This window comes from Protofrankia sp. CiP1_Cm_nod1 (genome assembly GCF_920888515.1).
GTDB lineage: Bacteria > Actinomycetota > Actinomycetes > Frankiales > Frankiaceae > Protofrankia.
Genome location: NZ_CAKKTM010000136.1, coordinates 1 through 15,757, shown reverse-complemented (window position 1 = coordinate 15,757; position 15,757 = coordinate 1). Strand labels below are relative to the sequence as shown.

General features: G+C 69.8%; 18 protein-coding genes and 1 tRNA gene. 13 read left to right on the top strand and 6 right to left on the bottom strand.

Annotated elements, in window-relative coordinates; all coding sequences use genetic code 11:
- Positions 1–495: 495 nt before the first annotated feature.
- The gene (locus NBX02_RS06525; protein ID WP_250290453.1) at positions 496–852 is read left to right on the top strand and encodes a type II toxin-antitoxin system RelE/ParE family toxin; all 357 of its coding nucleotides are present in this window, start codon (positions 496–498) and stop codon (positions 850–852) included.
- Positions 853–958: 106 nt separating this feature from the next.
- Complete coding sequence (locus NBX02_RS06520; protein WP_235433281.1) at positions 959–1,177, top strand: helix-turn-helix domain-containing protein; 219 nt, start codon at positions 959–961, stop codon at positions 1,175–1,177.
- A gap of 118 nt (positions 1,178–1,295) precedes the next feature.
- Here the strand turns inward: NBX02_RS06520 and NBX02_RS06515 are convergent.
- The 4 genes from NBX02_RS06515 to glpK all read right to left on the bottom strand — a co-directional run bounded on the left by NBX02_RS06515 (position 1,296) and on the right by glpK (position 5,449).
- Positions 1,296–1,368, bottom strand: a tRNA-Lys gene (locus NBX02_RS06515).
- Positions 1,369–1,470: 102 nt separating this feature from the next.
- A complete protein-coding gene (locus tag NBX02_RS22970) occupies positions 1,471–1,911 on the bottom strand; it encodes a hypothetical protein (protein WP_445548299.1) in 441 nt (146 codons plus the stop codon).
- A 492-nt stretch (positions 1,912–2,403) separates the two neighbouring features.
- Positions 2,404–3,501 carry a Rieske 2Fe-2S domain-containing protein gene (locus NBX02_RS06500; protein WP_250285701.1) on the bottom strand — a complete coding sequence of 366 codons (1,098 nt, stop codon included), beginning with the start codon at positions 3,499–3,501 and terminating at the stop codon, positions 2,404–2,406.
- A 412-nt stretch (positions 3,502–3,913) separates the two neighbouring features.
- On the bottom strand, positions 3,914–5,449 hold the full coding sequence (glpK, locus tag NBX02_RS06495) for a glycerol kinase GlpK (protein WP_250285702.1): 1,536 nt from the start codon (positions 5,447–5,449) through the stop codon (positions 3,914–3,916).
- Between the two features lie 279 nt (positions 5,450–5,728).
- Between glpK and NBX02_RS22965 the strand changes: the two genes are divergently transcribed.
- The 4 genes from NBX02_RS22965 (at position 5,729) to NBX02_RS06480 (ending at position 8,298) form a co-directional block, all read left to right on the top strand.
- Positions 5,729–5,833, top strand: a complete 105-nt coding sequence (locus tag NBX02_RS22965; protein WP_445548298.1) for a putative leader peptide — start codon at positions 5,729–5,731, stop codon at positions 5,831–5,833.
- 194 nt (positions 5,834–6,027) lie between these two features.
- A complete protein-coding gene (locus NBX02_RS06490) occupies positions 6,028–6,711 on the top strand; it encodes an alpha/beta hydrolase (protein WP_250290451.1) in 684 nt (227 codons plus the stop codon).
- Positions 6,712–6,807: 96 nt separating this feature from the next.
- Positions 6,808–7,629: a class II aldolase/adducin family protein gene (locus NBX02_RS06485; protein ID WP_250290449.1), complete on the top strand. Its 822-nt coding sequence runs from the start codon at positions 6,808–6,810 to the stop codon at positions 7,627–7,629.
- A 135-nt stretch (positions 7,630–7,764) separates the two neighbouring features.
- Entirely contained in the window at positions 7,765–8,298 is a 534-nt protein-coding gene (locus NBX02_RS06480) for an OsmC family protein (protein ID WP_250285705.1), read from the top strand.
- Here the strand turns inward: NBX02_RS06480 and NBX02_RS06475 are convergent, their stop codons facing one another.
- Positions 8,299–8,859: a GNAT family N-acetyltransferase gene (locus tag NBX02_RS06475; RefSeq protein ID WP_250290448.1), complete on the bottom strand. Its 561-nt coding sequence runs from the start codon at positions 8,857–8,859 to the stop codon at positions 8,299–8,301.
- Positions 8,856–9,182, bottom strand: a complete 327-nt coding sequence (locus NBX02_RS06470) for a hypothetical protein (protein WP_250285707.1) — start codon at positions 9,180–9,182, stop codon at positions 8,856–8,858. Before NBX02_RS06470 ends, NBX02_RS06475 begins: the two co-directional genes overlap by 4 nt.
- A 172-nt stretch (positions 9,183–9,354) precedes the next feature.
- Here NBX02_RS06470 and NBX02_RS06465 point away from each other — a divergent pair, with 172 nt between their 5' ends.
- The 7 genes from NBX02_RS06465 to NBX02_RS06435 all read left to right on the top strand — a co-directional run bounded on the left by NBX02_RS06465 (position 9,355) and on the right by NBX02_RS06435 (position 15,675).
- On the top strand, positions 9,355–9,630 hold the full coding sequence (locus tag NBX02_RS06465; protein ID WP_250290445.1) for a hypothetical protein: 276 nt from the start codon (positions 9,355–9,357) through the stop codon (positions 9,628–9,630).
- A 26-nt stretch (positions 9,631–9,656) separates the two neighbouring features.
- On the top strand, positions 9,657–9,857 hold the full coding sequence (locus NBX02_RS06460; protein ID WP_250285709.1) for a hypothetical protein: 201 nt from the start codon (positions 9,657–9,659) through the stop codon (positions 9,855–9,857).
- Positions 9,854–10,351: a hypothetical protein gene (locus NBX02_RS06455; protein WP_250290443.1), complete on the top strand. Its 498-nt coding sequence runs from the start codon at positions 9,854–9,856 to the stop codon at positions 10,349–10,351. Before NBX02_RS06460 ends, NBX02_RS06455 begins: the two co-directional genes overlap by 4 nt.
- A gap of 17 nt (positions 10,352–10,368) precedes the next feature.
- Positions 10,369–11,238, top strand: a complete 870-nt coding sequence (locus NBX02_RS06450) for a hypothetical protein (RefSeq protein ID WP_250290441.1) — start codon at positions 10,369–10,371, stop codon at positions 11,236–11,238.
- Between the two features lie 349 nt (positions 11,239–11,587).
- Positions 11,588–12,178, top strand: coding sequence for a toll/interleukin-1 receptor domain-containing protein (locus NBX02_RS06445; RefSeq protein ID WP_250290440.1), 591 nt, complete (start codon positions 11,588–11,590; stop codon positions 12,176–12,178).
- A gap of 112 nt (positions 12,179–12,290) precedes the next feature.
- Positions 12,291–13,730 carry a KGGVGR-motif variant AAA ATPase gene (locus NBX02_RS06440; protein WP_250290438.1) on the top strand — a complete coding sequence of 480 codons (1,440 nt, stop codon included), beginning with the start codon at positions 12,291–12,293 and terminating at the stop codon, positions 13,728–13,730.
- A 250-nt stretch (positions 13,731–13,980) separates the two neighbouring features.
- The gene (locus NBX02_RS06435) at positions 13,981–15,675 is read left to right on the top strand and encodes a GAF domain-containing protein (protein ID WP_250286770.1); all 1,695 of its coding nucleotides are present in this window, start codon (positions 13,981–13,983) and stop codon (positions 15,673–15,675) included.
- Positions 15,676–15,757 lie beyond the last annotated feature (82 nt).

The following is a 15,757-nucleotide window of genomic DNA, read 5'->3' as shown; positions in this document are numbered from 1 at the left end:
CTCGACTAGTCGTCGGCAGCGTCAGATGTGTATAAGAGACACTCGGACTCGTCCAGGTAGCCCTCCCCGCTGGATAACACAGGCCGCCTCACCCGGCACACGGTGCGCCCCTGGCAGGAATTCGCACCCACGTTGCGCGCCCTCGTGAGATACCGCGTGGATGATAGTCGCGCAGAGCGCGAAACCGGGGGTCCGGGGGTCGTCCCCCGGGTAGACATCACGTCCCTCGGCGAAGCCGATCAAAGATCGGCGAGCATGGCAAGCCGGCGGGTGCGCCGCCAGGGACTTGAACCCCGAACCCGCAGATTAAGAGGAAAGAGCGGTTCGTCCATCGATGTCCGTAGATGTCCGTGGTGTCGGCGTGGCCTGCGCTCGCCGTCCACCGGTGTTCGTGCTCGTCCGTCGACGTGCGCCGGCTCGGGTACACGACCGGGTACATGACGTCGCCAACCTCATAGGCCTTGCCCTATACAGGCAAGAGCCTATAGTTAGGAGGTGCGCTGGGATGTCCGGCTACTCGACGAGGTCGAGACGTGGCTGTTGAGCCTCGACGACAGTAGCTACGACCTGGTCGCCGCCGCGATCGACAAGCTCGCAGACGACGGCCCGGCTTTAGGCCGGCCTCTGGTCGACCTCATCAAGAGATCCCGACACCACAACATGAAAGAGCTACGCCCGGGATCATCCGGCTCGGGAGAGGTACGCATCCTGTTCGTGTTCGATCCACAACGACGGGCAGTACTGCTCGTCGGCGGTGACAAGTCCGGTGACTGGAGTGGCTGGTACACCCGAAATATCAAGATCGCCGATGATCGGTACGACGAGTGGTTGCGTAGTGAACATGGAAGCTGATCGGGAGGAGGCACACACGATGACAAGTACATGGAACCAGACACGAGCCAAGCGGCCTCCTAGGGAAGACAGAGTCGCGGAGCATCGTGCTCGTATGGACGCCGAGGTGCGCGCCTTCAGACTCCGAGAGATCCGCGAGGAGCAGGGCCTGACTCAAGTGGAGCTGGCCGAGCGCATGCACGTCAAGCAGCCGTCGGTCTCCGAGCTTGAACGCGGTGCGCTCGACCGTGCAGGACTGTCCACGATCAGGGCCTACGTGGAAGCTCTTGGCGGAAAGATCGAGATCGTCGCCGACTTCGGTGATCGCAGAGTCGTCCTCGGCTAGGGATGTGCCCAACGACTCGATGGATCCGCATCATCGCTGCCGGCCAGCAGGCTCGCGCAGCTACCCGAAGCAGATCAGCGGTTCCTCTCCAGATGACGGAATCGCTGGTCAGAACGGGTGCGCCGCCAGGGACTTGAACCCCGAACCCGCAGATTAAGAGTCTGCTGCTCTGCCAATTGAGCTAGCGGCGCGTGTCGCGTGCTGTGCGTTGCGACGGGTCCGAATGTACCAGGCTCCGGCGGGGTCGGGGCCCACGGGTAGGCCCCGACCGGACCAACTTGGCCACATCGGCCTCAGGGCTTCTCGCAACCGACGCCGTCGTGATCGCTGTCGAGGCCGAACGGGTCCGGGGAAAGCACCCGGACCGGCCCGGTGACGTAGTTGGGGCCGTTCCCGGAACCGCCCGCGCAGTCGTAGTCGCCGATCCCGTCCTTCAGGCACACGTCCGGATAGGCCGGATCGCAGACGGCGAGAGGCGCGGCCGCCGCTGTGGTGGCCGTCGGCCGCGCGGGGGCCGCGGCGGCCCGTGCGGGTGTCCGCGCGGGCACGGTCGTGTGTGGCGCGGATCGTGGCGTCGAGATCGTGGCGGCGGGAGGGGCGGGAGGGGCGGGAGGGGCGGGCGCCGTCACGACGGGTACAGGCGGTTGTGTCGGTGGGCTGCTGACGGCCAGCGGCTCGGCCGGAGGCAGCGGAGTGCCGACGGTCGACGGCGTGGACGTGGGCGATGAGCTCACGGACGCCCTCGGAGCGGCCGACACCACCGTCTGGTTACTCTCCGGAGCCAGCGCCGTGAGGACGAGAAGCCCCAGGAGACTCGCTCCGGTGACGATTCCGGCGCTCCGGCGGTTGTGGATTCGCGCCTGGTGCAGGCGACCGCGCACCAGTCCGACAAATCCGACAATCATGGCGATTGTAGTTAATAATATACAAAAAGCCAGCATGTGGTTCCCCCCATGTGTGCGTGGCCAGCGACTTTACAGGCGGGTGGATCGCGCTCGGCCGCCGGGCAGCCGCAGAAGGGCTGCCCGGGCCTGCACACATGGCGCTCGCGGGCGTGACGGCCCGCCGGGATCCCGCGCTGCCGCGGGCCCGGGTCGTCTCGGGCCTCACCGGCGCCGGTTGGACGTCCGGTCGCCCCCACCAGGGACCCGACGTTCAACCGGTACCGGTCACCGGCCGCCCGGCCCGCGGGCGTCGCGGGCGCCGTCCGCGCGGCCTGACGGGTGCTACGCGCTGACGGCGGATTCCGCCGGCAGCGGGTCGCCGAAACGCCAGCCGGGCGCGATACGGCGCTGGAAGAAGGCGCGGAACTCGCGGACGGACGGGCCGTCCGGCTTCACCCAGAGGGTTTTCTCGGGATGCCGCAGCCAGCGCAGCACGTCGATGTCGGCGTAGACGTTCCGCCGGACCGTCAGCCACATCATGCGCGCGATGAGGTGGTTGAGCGGCGCGAACAGCGGGCCGGGGAGTATTTTGCGGACAATGACCCGGTAGCCGAAGAACATCAGGTCGTCTCGGACGGGGGTGCCGCCGAGAACAATTGTCAGCAGCGGGCCGGAGCGGTCGACCGTGGCGTCCTTCTGCGTCCGGTAGAGCGACGCGGACGGCCCGATCATCTCGATGAACGCGTACGGCCGGAACCAGCGCTGGACCTTCTTCATGCCGGTTTCGTCGGCGGGCCGCAGCTGGTATTCCAGGCGGTCCTCCTTGTTCACCAGGATGGAGTACTCCAGCCGTCCCGCGCCCTTGTGCGCGACCGGGAAGTGGTAGATGTCGGAAACGTGCTCCGCGACCGGCAGCAGCGTTCCCCGGGCGGTGTAGATCTGGCCCTTGAGGTTCAGGTACTTCTTGGAGTCGGCGTAGGGCACCTCGACGAACTCGCCGACCGGTTCGGGGCCGTACCAGAACCAGATGTTCCCGGCGTGCTCCCGGACGGGGATCGCGCGCTGGCCGGCCCGCGGGGGGATCTTCGCCTGGTCCAGCCCGGGGATGACCTCGCAGCCGCCGTCGGTCCGGAACTCCCAGGCGTGGTAGCCGCACTTGATCCGGTCCTCGACCACGGTGCCGCAGCGGCCGAGGTCGGCGCCCATGTGGCAGCACTGGCTGTCGACCATGCCGACCCGCCCGCTCTTCCCGCGGAAGAGCGCGAACTGGTGCGACATGAACTCGACCGGCGCCACCTGGCCCGGCTCGAGATCCTCACTGTACCTGGCGAAATACCAGCCGAACGGGTAGTCGGTCTTCTGTTCCTCGCCGAAGGACTGACCCTCAAGCAGCCGCCTGTCGTATTTCTTGAGTTGCTTCTGCCATTTCGACTTCGCCACGGATCCTCCGCGAGTAATACTTGGAGAAAAATGAATGTACACGAGAGATGGACGGCGAGATGGCCCTGTATTATCGGCCGGTCGACCGCACCGGGCGGTAACGCATGATCGACGTTAGCATGCGGCCCGCGACAGATCCCGGGGATGTCAATGCGTGACGGAAACAACAGACGACGCACGGCAGCGAGGTAACATGGTAACGGCCGTGTTTCGGACGGAGGGCACCCACCCGGGCGCAACCCGTCACCCTGCCGCGCCCCCGCGGCGGCGGGTTTCCAGCGAGGTATGATCTACCCGTCCAGGACAACGGCAAAGCGCTCGCGCGGCCGTATGTCGCCTACCGCACACCGGCACCGCCGGCACGATTGTTCCGGCTATTCCGCCGTGGCTGGAACCAGCGGAATCATGACCGTTACCGACCACCGGGGCCGGGGTCCACGTCCACCCAGTCCAGGGTGCGTTCGACGGCCTTGCGCCAGCCCGCGTAGCCGCTTTCCCGCCGGTCCGCCGACCAGCGGGGCTCGAAGCGGCGCCCCTCCCGCCAGTGGGTGGCCAGCTCACCGGTGTCCTTCCAGAAGCCCACGGCGAGGCCGGCGGCGTACGCGGCGCCGAGCGCCGTCGTCTCGGCGACCACCGGACGGCTGACGGGGACGCCCAGGATGTCCGCCTGTATCTGCATGCACAGGTCGTTGGCGGTCACCCCGCCGTCGACCCGCAGGACGTCCAGGGCCACCCCCGAGTCCAGCCGCATCGCCTCGGCCACGTCCCGGCTCTGGTAGCAGATCGCCTCGAGCGCGGCGCGGGCCAGGTGGGCGCCGGTGTGGAAGCGCGACAGCCCCACGACGGCGCCCCGCGCGTCGGAACGCCAGTACGGCGCGAACAGCCCGGAGAAGGCCGGGACGAAGTAGATCCCGCCGCTGTCGGGCACCGTCGCGGCCAGCGTCTCGCTCTCGGCCGCGCTGCCGATGATGCCGAGCTGGTCGCGCAGCCACTGCACGGCCGACCCGGTGACGGCGATCGAGCCTTCCAGCGCGTACACCGGGTCGTCGTCGCCGAAGCGGTAGCCGACGGTCGTGAGCAGCCCGTGCCGGGAGGGCACCGCCCGCGTCCCGGTGTTCAGCAGGAGGAAGTTGCCGGTGCCGTAGGTGTTCTTGGCCTGCCCGGGGGCGAAGCAGACCTGCCCGACGGTGGCGGCGTGCTGGTCGCCGAGGTCGGCGGTCAGCGCGACCTCGCCGCGCAGCGGCCCGGCGGCGGTGGTCGAGCCGTAGCCGGCCGGGTCGGCCGACGGCCGGATCACCGGGAGTATCGCCCGCGGGACGCCGAAGAGCTCCAGCAGCTCGTCGTCCCAGTCGAGGGTGCGCAGGTCCATCAGCATGGTGCGGCTGGCGTTGGTGGCGTCCGTCACGTGCAGCCCGCCGCGCGGACCGCCGGTGAGGTTCCACAGCAGCCAGCTGTCCACGGTGCCGAAGACGGCCTCGCCCCGTTCGGCCGCGGCGCGGACGCCGTCGACGTTGTCGAGAATCCACGCGATCTTGCCCGCGGAGAAGTAGGTCGCCGGTGGCAGGCCGGATCTGCTCCGGATCACCTGGCCGCGGCCGTCGCGCTCCAGCGCGGCCACGATCCGGTCGGTGCGGGTGTCCTGCCAGACGATCGCGTTGTGGTAGGGCCGGCCGGTGCGCGGGTCCCACACGATCGTGGTCTCGCGCTGGTTGGTGACGCCGAGCGCGGCCAGGTCGGCGGCGCCGAGGCCGGCGTCGGCCAGCGCCGCCGCGACGACGGCGGCCGTGCGCTCCCAGATCTCCACCGGGTCGTGCTCGACCCAGCCGGCGCGCGGCAGGATCTGGGCATGCTCGAGCTGGCGGCGGGCGACCTCGTTACCGTCATGATCGAAAATCATGAAACGGGTGCTCGTGGTGCCCTGGTCGATCGCCCCGACGAAATCGCCCATCGCCGTCCTTCCGTCCCATGCGGCCGTCACCTGTGGTGGCCTCGCCCATCCGGGTGGACGCGGCCAGCGGCGACGTCCACCGGAGTAACGGCCACCGGTAGTGGCGACCGCTGGAAGTAGCCACGACGTAGGAGCATGGCCCACCGGGCACCCACGGTCCATCAGCGCGCCAGGCCGCCGGCCGCCCGGCCGGGCAGCGCGCCAGGCCGCCGGCGCGCCGTCGGATGTCCCGTGCCCGACCGGGGCGAGTATTGACATCAAGCCCACATCACACGCATTGTGGACCGTGTGCATACCGAGTCCCGCCTCGTGACCCGCGGTCACATTGATCTGTTGCGGGTCGCGTCAGCAGCCTGTCCGGGCCTTCTTTTCTTCCGTCGATAACCACACGCCCGCTCGCTGCCTGACCGCTCACGGACTGTCGCCTTCCTTCCGCAGGACGAAAGCACGTGTTTCCCGCACGTTTCGTTTCCATCCCCCATGGGACGCGGAAGAAAAACAACGGCACGCATCCACGCCGGCCATCGCGACAGCTCCCACCCGACGACAGGAGATGCACAATGACATCCGCGCCGCCCGTGACATTCGCGTCGAGACGGCCATCCACCGGCATCCACGGACACGCGGCCGGTAGCGCCGCGTCACTGACCACCACGCTCGAGGCCTCGCCCGGCGTACCCTCCGGCCGCGGATCCGTCCTCATTCTGACCGGTCGGGACGAGACGGTCGCGTCCTTCGAGGGGCTCCGGCTGCGGCTGGCCCTCGACGGCTACACCACCACCGTCTCGGAGGAGCCCGGCGCCAGCGTGTCGACACTGGCCGAAGCACGTATCCCCGGCGCGCCCTTCATCCTGCTGGGCTCGGACATCGGCGGGCTGCGCGCGCTGACCCTGGCGGGCTCCCCGGCGCTGCGCCCGGACGGCGTGGTCCTGCTCGGGCTGCCGCTGCTGCAACGCCCGCTCAGCGCCGACGGCGGCGCCAGGAACAGCGAGGACGTCGCCGTCGACGGCGCCTACCCCTACGCCTCGGTGTACCCGGTCCCGCGGGCCCTGCCCGATCTGCCCATCCTGCTCATCCACGGGGTGGACGACCAGGTGAGCCCGCTGCCGCTCACCCAGATGATCATTCGTACCGCCCCCCGCGCGCGGCTCACCGTGGTACCCGGCCAGCACGATGTGATCACCGGGCCCGGCCACCGGACGGTGGCCGCCAGCACGCTGATGTTCCTGGAGTCACTGCGACACGATCCGCCGCTCGGATGAGCGGGGAGCACGCGGGAATGCCGGCAGACGGTGCGCGTGCCGCGACGACGGTCCTTCCCGAGATTCTTTCCGAGGTCACGCCAAGGAGATCAGGGCATGTCCACCAGCACCAGCCTCGCCCCCAGCATCCGCGAGCAGTTCCGGCGGACCCCGCTGCGCGTGGCCGACCAGAAGAACGTCCCGAAACACCCTGAGCCCGAGGGATCCGTCGAGGAGATACGGCTGCACCGCAAGCAGCGGCTGGCCGCCGCCTTCCGGCTGTTCGCGAAATTCGGCTACGACCACGGTATCGCCGGCCACATCACGGCGCGTGACCCGGAGCTGCCCGACCACTTCTGGGTCAACCCGCTCGCCGTGCCGTTCGCCCAGATCAAGGTCTCCGACCTGCTGCTGGTCAGCCACGACGGCGACATCGTCATCGGCGACCGTCCCGTCAACACGGCCGCGTTCGCCATCCACTCCCAGGTGCACACCGCCCGTCCGGACGTCGTCGCCGCGGCACACGCGCACGCCCTGGCCGGCAAGGCGTGGTCGTCCCTCGGCCGGCTGCTCGACCCGATCACCCAGGACGCCCTCACCTTCTACGGCAGCCACTCGCTCTACGCCGACTTCAACGGCGTGGTCCTCGACAAGGCCGAGGGGCGCAACATCGCCGAGGCGCTGGGACCGAACAAGCTCGTGATCCTGCAGAACCACGGCTTCCTCACCATCGGCCGGTCCGTGGAGGAGGCCGCGTGGCTGTTCGTCACCGCCGACCAGAGCGCGCACGCGCAGCTTCTCGCCGAAGCCGCCGGCCGCCCGAAGCTCGTCCGGCACGAGGTCGCCGAGCCGCTGGGCCGCAGCCGCTCCTTCGGCGGCTTCAGCTTCGCCCCCTACTGGGACGTCATCACCGCCGAACAGCCGGACCTGTTCGACTGAGCGCGCCGTGCGGATGACGCGGTTCCCGCCCGCGTCACCCGCACGGCCGTGTGCGGCCACGGGGGTGCTACGGAACTCGGCGGATCACGCCCGGCATACTGAACGACGACGGACCGACGACGAGAGGACCACCTGGTGAGCGGGCTGAGTGAGTACCTGATCGGCAAACGCGACGCCGTCCTCGCCCATCGGGAGCGGGTGACCGCCGGCGAGGCCAAGCCGCTGGCCGTCTCGGCGACCGTCACCGCGGAGGGGCGCACCGGCGTGCGCCGCATCCGGGCCCGCGAATTCCAGATCATCAGCGACAGCGGGCCGGATCTGGCCGGACACAACCTGGGCCCGACCTCGCCGGAGATCCAGCTCGGCGTGCTGGGCAGCTGCCTGACCCACACCTACCTGATCCAGGCGGCCACCCTCGGCGTCCCCCTGGACTCCCTCGACATCGACGTCACCGCCATCTTCGACCCGCGCGCCGGCGAGCCCGGCTACGAGGACCTGCCGGTCTACCCCCACGACCTGCGCTACGCCGTACGGCTGTCCTCCCCCGCGTCCGACGAGGAGATCAGCAGGCTGCGCGAGGCGGTGGAACGCACCTGCCCGATCCTGAACCTGCTGATCAGCCCACAGCCGGTCCAGGGCACCCTCGAGCGCGTCCCAGCCCTGCCCTGATCAGACGCTACGCGCCGTCCACGTCTCCCGGGTGATGGCATAGACGACGCTCGGCCGGCCGTGGAGCGACCATGCGCCGTCGAGGGCCAGGCCGACCTTCTCCATGACCCGGCGGCTGCGGGCGTTGTCCGGATGGCAGATGGAGACGACCCGGTCGACGCCGACGTGGAGGAAGGCGAACTCCACCGCCGCCGTCCCGGCTTCCGGCGCCAGGCCCTGCCCCCAACGGTCCCGCCGTACCGTCCAGGCGACCTCGACGCCCGGCCAGCCCAGCTCCTCGTACAGCCCGGCACGGCCGATGAACTCACCGGTGAACCGGTCCCGGACGACCCACATGCCGAACCCGCGCAACGCCCAGTGGCCGAGCTGGAACGCGGCATGACGCCACACCGCCTCCTCGTCCATGGGACCGCCCCCGGTGTACCGGGACATCTCCGGCTCCTGCGTCATCCGCGAGTAGGGCGTGATGTCCTCGGCACGCCAGTCCCGCAGGATCAGCCGTTCGGTGAGCAGCGTGGGGATCTGCCGACCGGGGGACGGCGGTCCGAAGTGCAGGGTCACAGGGCGCTCCCGGTGGTCAGGGCGAGACGGGGCCGGGCGGACAGGGCGAGCAGGGCATGGCCACGTTCCTCGAAGCCACCGCAACCGGAGTCGTACAGCCCCACCGCGGTCCGGGTGACCGGCTCGGCCTCGGCCCCGGCGCCGATCCGGGCGAGGACCCCGCCAGCGAACATGTCCGCCGCCGCAGGTCCGAACGGTGACATCCCCGGCCGTGCCGGCAGCTCGACCGCCGCCCGGCGCATCCGGTCCAGCGCATCCCGCGCGGACCGGATGTCACCGGCCGCGGCGTGCCCACGCGCCTCGACCGCGGTTTGATCGTCCACCTGTGTGCCCTCCTTCATGGCGTGACGACACGTGCGTGAGGTGTGCGTGACGGGTGTGTCAACGGCAGCTCATCCCGTCACAGCTGGTCGACTGTCGCGCACCGTCATGGAATGTGGCGCGTCGGCACGATAACCGGCCGACCACGCGGACGAGACACGAACAGGAGATGTCGTGGCACCGCCGAAGACCTGCACCCGTCGACCGCCCGTGGCGGCACGGATCCACCGGCACGCCTTACCCCCGACCGGGACCGACGCTGGCAGCGGTGTTCCGGCGGACGCGGTGTTGTACGCCGTCGTGGTCTACGGGCCGGAGCAGCAGCCCATCGAGGTCCGCCTGCCGTTCCCGACCGCGGCCGCCGCGGATCACCACGCGAGAAGCCGCGGGCTCGACGGCCGCGTGGTCCCGATCACCTTCCCGTTCCCCTCTCCCCGTACGGGGACCTGAGACGCAGGCCCCCTGCCGTCCGCCTGGTGAGCAGGACAGGGGGCCTCTGCCCGAACACGCGCCGGCCCGCGCACCACGCCTACCCCCCGATACCGCCGTGGTTGTGGCCGCGGGCCGGCGCGCGTCATCTCCCACCCGACGTCGACAAGATCGCCCCGTGGCGGGCCCTGCCCGGAACCGCCGGGCAGGGGCTCCGTTCCTTCTCCCATGAGGAGTTCGCGCTATGACTGCTGTGGTTGCCCCGGAAGCAGCGATGACGGCCCGGTTCCTGGTCCGCCCGGACGCGTTCGACAGGCTGGTCGACCGGGTGGTGGTCGAGGCTGCGGGAGACCGCGACCTCGCCATCCGGATCGTTGATCAGATGCTGGCGTTCCTGGCCGCCAGCGCGCGGAACCCGGGCGTCGGCCTGGCCCCGAGCCGGCTGGTCGACATCGGCTGGCACGTGTTCGTGCTCGACACCCGGGAGTACGCCGTGTTCTGCGACCAGGTCGCGGGCCGGTTCATCCACCACGTCCCCAACGACACGACGAACGAGCCGGCCCGGCAGATGGACGCTCGGGCCCGTACCCTGGCCGCGATCACGGATGCCGGCTACGCCGTCGACATGGATCTGTGGCCTCCGGCAGACGCGGGAAAGTGCGGCTCCTGCGCCGATGAGGGGAACTGCTCGGCGTCCGGTAAGGAAGGTGACGAGAATCAGGGATCGCGAATCCCGCGGTGATCCAGGAAGGGGCCGGCATGGTGGACCTCTGGGATTCGCTTCCCGATCCGGTGCGCGAGGCGGTCGGGCGTCACCTCGGCCCGGTGGGCTCGGCGGCCGCTGTCGACGGCGGGCGGAACAACGATCTGACAGCCGTCGTGTACGGCGAGGACGGGCCGGTGTTCGTGAAAGCGGTCCGCGGAGTCAGCATGCGGATGCGCTGGCTGCGAAACGAGGTCACGGCCGGGACGCTCGCCGCCGGCATCGCGCCGGCCGTGGCCTTCGCGAAGGACGTCACCGCGGACGACGACTGGTTGATCGTCGGGTTCGAGTACCTGCCTGGCCGGTCCGCCGACCTCACACCCGGTTCGGCTGATCTTCCAACGGTCGGGCGCACGCTGGACCGGCTCGGTGGCCTGCCCGCGCCCGGGGTTGCCGGGCTGCACCAGCGGTGGACCGTGCGGGACTGGTGGAGCCGCCTGTGCGAGATCGCTCCGGACGTGGTGAGCGGCTGGGACGTCGAGGTCATGGACCGATGGACGGCGCGGGCGCCCGAGGCGGTGGCAGGTGATCGGCTCGTCCACACCGATCTACACGGTGACCAGTTCGTGATCGGCGCCGGCGAGTCGATTCACGTGATCGACTGGGGGTGGCCCGCCGCGGGTGCCGAGTGGGTCGACTCCGCGTTCATGATTATCCGGCTCGTCGAGGCGGGACATTCTCCGCGGGACGCCGAGGCGTGGGCGGCAACACGAGCGTGCTGGACAGTAGCGGACGACGCGCTCACCGCCTTCGCCGCCTTCGTCGCCGGCCTGTGGACCTACCGGGCGGTGACCGGCGGGCCGGGAGCCTCGGCTACCCGGGCACGGGTGGCACGCCGGTACGCCAGATGGCGGCTTGCGGACTGATGCGAACCGCCCCGAACCGCTCATTCCGAACCTTGCCGCTCAGCCCACAGCCGATTCAGGGCACGCTCGAGCGCATCCAGGCCCTCTGGCGCCTGGCGGCACGCCCCGGTGTCGGTGACTCGATACCGGTGGCCCGCCGGTACGGATAACGGCCGTGTCGGCACGCCCGGTATGCTGAGCGCGACATGTGCCATGTCTCACATGTCGTGTCTGTCGTCCTGCGTCCGCTGTCCAGTGCGTCCGGCGTCGCTACACCGTGACCAGTCGGCTACACCGGCCAGTCGGTACACCGGCCAGTCGGTACACCGTGGCCAGCGGTGGGACCGGTCTCGGGGGAGGCTTCTGCAGCATGCCGGGCTACCGGTTCGACGTGTTCCTGAGCTATCGGCGGGCGGGTACCGTCCTGCCATGGGTGCACAACCACTTCCACCGGATGCTCGTGAGGTGCCTGACCGACGAACTGGACCGCAAACCGGAGATCTTCATCGACGTCGATCAGATCCACGCCGGGGAGCGCTGGCCGGACGCGCTCGCCCAGGCCCACAGCCGGTCACGCCTGCTGGTGGCGGTCTGGACCCCGTCCTATTTCGGCTCGCGCTGGTGCGTCGCGGAATGGCGCAGCATGCAGCGGCGTGAGGCGCTGCTCGGGCTGAGCACGGCACCGGACACGCACCGCCTCGTGTACCCCATACGGCTCAAGGACGGTGACAGGTTCCCGCACGACGCGAAGCGCACCCAGCAGCGGGACATGAAGGACTGGAACGTCTCCTCGACGTCCTTCGAGCAGACGCCCGCCTACGCCGGGTTCGAGAGGAAGGTGGCGGAGATCGCGGAGGAGCTGGTGGCGCGGCTGGACGTGGTGCCGGACTGGCGTCCCGACCTGCCGGTCCTGCGCCCGGAGCCGGAACCGCCCCACCGCGCGGCCGTCCCGAGGCTGTGAGCACAGTGATCGGCGCAGAACGCGGCGAGCGGCGCGGAAACACGACTTGCGGCGAAAAAACACGGCGAGCGGTGCAGACAATGAGCGGTGCAGACAATGAGCGATGAGAACAGTGCCCGCTGAGCACGCGAGGAGCGGTGCGCGCACGCGCGGCACGGTGGTGACCTTCTACTCCTACAAGGGCGGGGTCGGGCGCACCTTCGCCCTGGCCAACACCGCGGCGCTGCTCACCTCGTGGGGCTACCGGACGCTGTGCATCGACTGGGACATCGACGCGCCGGGCATCCCGTTCTATCTCAGCCGATGGCTGCCCGAACCGCCCGGGACCGGCCTGGTCGACTTCATCGACGACTTCGCGCGGGGCCGCGACCCGCGGGTCGCCGACTACGTCAGCCGGATATCCCTGCCGGGGCGGGACCTACCGCTGGACCTGCTGCCCGCCGGCCCGGCCGACCGCTCCTACGTCCCCCGGGCCCAGACGATCGACTGGGCCGGGCTGTACGGCGGGAAGGACCTCGGCGCCTTCCTGGAGACCAGCCGGGAACGCTGGGTGGCGGACTACGACTTCGTCCTGATCGACAGCCGGACCGGGATCACCGACATCAGCGGGATCTGCACGGCGCAGCTCCCCGACATCCTGGTCGTGCTCTTCACCGCCAACGAGCAGAGCCTGCGCGGGGTCCTGGACGTCGTGGAGCGCGCCGAAAAGGCCCGCGACGACCTGCCCTACGACCGTTCCCTGCTGCTGACCCTCCCCGTCCCCGCGCGTTTCGATGCCCGGGAGGAGTACCGCCGGGCTCAGTACTGGCAGGAACGGTTCGGCCGGGAGCTCGCCCCGCTCTTCCGGAACTGGGCTGTGGAGAAGGTGCCGCTGGAGGGGGTGCCGGTCGAGCGGCTGCTCGGCCTGCTCACGATCCCCTATGTCTCCTACTGGAGCTTCGGCGAGGACCTGCCGGCGCTCGAGGAGGAGGACCCGACCCCGGAGAAGATCGGATACTCGCTGGAGACCCTCGCGGCCACGATCGCCCACCAGCTGGACCGCAGCGACCTGCTCGTCGAGAGCAGGGACTCGTTCGTGGACGCGGCCACCCGGCAGGGGCTGCGCTCACGCGGCGACGGCTACGACTTCGACGTCTTCATCAGTTATGACAAATATCCGGAGAGTGAACAGCTCGTGAGGTCGCTGGAGGCCCTGCTGACCCGCCGGGGCCTGCGGGTGCTCGAGCCGTCGTTCCGTCCCGGCACGGACTGGTCGCGTGCGCTGAGCACTCTGCTGGCCCGGTCACGGCACCTCGTCGTACTGGTCGACCGGTACGTCGACCGTTCCCAGCGCCACGAAATCGACCGGTTCATGCGCCAGACGCTGGACGACCAGTCGGACCGCGCGGTCCTTCCCGTGCTCGTCTCCGACACCGAACCGGATAATCTCCCGAGCCCGCTCAAGCACTTCCGGTACCTGCGCATAACAGACCAGGAAGATCTTTCTGGCGTCGCGGACGGAATTGCTGCCGCAATCACGGAAAGGGACCAGGGCCCGCCGGAACCCGGCTGACCACCGGCATATATCTCCTGCCGTGGAGCGCCCGCCAGAAAAGCATTAAGCGGTGAAAAGAATCACGGTGGACCGGTGGAGCGGCAGGTCGTACCGGTCGCGACAAGATGCCGATCAGGCTGCTCAGGATGATTCGTGCGATGTTGCCCGCAGGGGAGATCTGCGGGGCCGTCGGGCGTAATACGTTGACATCGTCATGGATGCAGAGACTGGCGGCGGGAATGCCGTACAACCATATGGTGAAGATTTCGTGACTCACCGGGTCGACCAGGCCAAGGACCTGATCGTCACCCAGAGTCGCCTGCGTGGTCTGCTGCGGGCGAGCCGCATGGTTGCCTCGGACCTGAGCCTGCCCGTCGTGCTGACCCGCATCGTGGAGGCCGCGTGCGATCTTGTGGACGCCCGCTACGGCGCGCTCGGAGTGATCGCCCGCGACCAGAACCTCGAGCAGTTCATCCACGTCGGCTTCGACGAGAACATGGTCCGCCGGATCGGCGACCTGCCGCGGGGCAAGGGCATCCTCGGCCTGCTCATCCGGGAGCCCTACCCGCTGCGGCTCGACGACATCACCACCGACCACCGGGCGGACGGCTTCCCCGCCGGGCATCCGCCCATGCACAGCTTCCTCGGCGTCCCGATCCGGATCGGCACCAAGGTGTTCGGCAACCTCTACCTGACGGACAAGCAGAACGCGTCCCGTTTCACCGCCGAGGACGAGGAACTCGTCCAGGCGCTGGCCGCGAGCGCCGGCGTCGCCATCGAGAACGCGCGGCTCTTCGAGGAGTCCCAGCGCCGGCAACGCTGGCTGCAGGCGTCCACCGACATCACCCGGCATCTGCTGGCCGAAGGGCCGAACCCGCTGGAACTCATCGCGCGCCGGGCCCAGGAAATCGCCGTCGCCGACTTCTCCGCCGTGCTGCTCCCCCGCGGGTCGGCCGAGGAACTCGTCGTCGAGGTCGCCACCGGCGCATACCCGGACGGGCTGGTCGGTGCGGTCGTTCCCGCCTCGGATCCGCTGGCCGGCCAGAACGGGCCGTCCATGGTGATCCCGCTCATCGCCTCCGGGGAGAGCGTCGGGGCGCTCGTGCTCGGCCGGCGGGCCGAGGGACGGCTTTTCACCGACGCCGACATCGACATGGCGTCGGGCTTCGCCGGGCACATAGCGCTGGCGCTCGAGCTGGCCCAGGCCCGCGCCGACCGCGGCCGCATCGCCGTCCTGGAGGAACGCGACCGCATCGCCCGCGACCTGCACGACCACGTCATCCAGCGGATCTTCGCCACGGCGATCGGGCTGCAGGGCCTGGTCTCGCGCACCGGCGGGGGCCAGCATGAGGACCGGCTCGCCGCCTACATCGACGACCTGGACGAGACCATCGGCCAGATCCGCACGACGATCTTCCAACTGCGCCGGCGCGGGCGCGACGACATCCCGAGCCTGCGGGGACAGCTCCTCGACATCGTCGACGACGCGACCGTCTCCCTCGGGTTCGCGCCGCACCTGCGCTTCGAGGGCGCGCTGGACTCCAGCGTGTGCAGTGTCGTCGGCGAGCATCTGGTGGCGGTGCTGCGCGAGGCCCTGTCGAACGTCGCCCGGCACGCGTCGGCGACCCAGGTGTACGTGACCGTCTGGTCCACCGACGGCCAGGTACGGCTGGAGGTCATCGACAACGGGGCCGGCGGGGTGAACCCGGAGGGCCGGGACGGCTCCAGCGGGCTGGCCAACATGCGCAGCCGGGCGGAGGAGCTGGGCGGCAGGTTCATCGTGTTCTCCCCCGCCTCCGCCGGCACCCGGCTGTCCTGGTCCGCCCGGACCCAGGCGCCGGACACGTCGGACGAGCCAGGCAAGCTGGACGGGCCAGGCGGACCGGACAAGCCGGACGGGCCGGACGGGCCGGATACCGCCGATGGCCCGTGTCGCCCGAGCGGCACAGGCCGTACCGAGTGACACGGAACCGTCCAGCGGTACAAGGCCACCAGCCCCGCCGCCCTGCGCCCAGCCGCCGTCCGGCGGCCGGGCGCAGGGCGGG

What these genes read in the sequence shown, in the direction of transcription:
- glpK (WP_250285702.1), bottom strand. Translation starts at nt 5,449, where the DNA reads ATGGGCGATTTCGTCGGGGCGATCGACCAGGGCACCACGAGCACCCGT.
- NBX02_RS06485 (WP_250290449.1), top strand. Translation starts at nt 6,808, where the DNA reads ATGTCCACCAGCACCAGCCTCGCCCCCAGCATCCGCGAGCAGTTCCGG.
- NBX02_RS06455 (WP_250290443.1), top strand. Translation starts at nt 9,854, where the DNA reads ATGACTGCTGTGGTTGCCCCGGAAGCAGCGATGACGGCCCGGTTCCTG.
- NBX02_RS06450 (WP_250290441.1), top strand. Translation starts at nt 10,369, where the DNA reads ATGGTGGACCTCTGGGATTCGCTTCCCGATCCGGTGCGCGAGGCGGTC.
- NBX02_RS06445 (WP_250290440.1), top strand. Translation starts at nt 11,588, where the DNA reads ATGCCGGGCTACCGGTTCGACGTGTTCCTGAGCTATCGGCGGGCGGGT.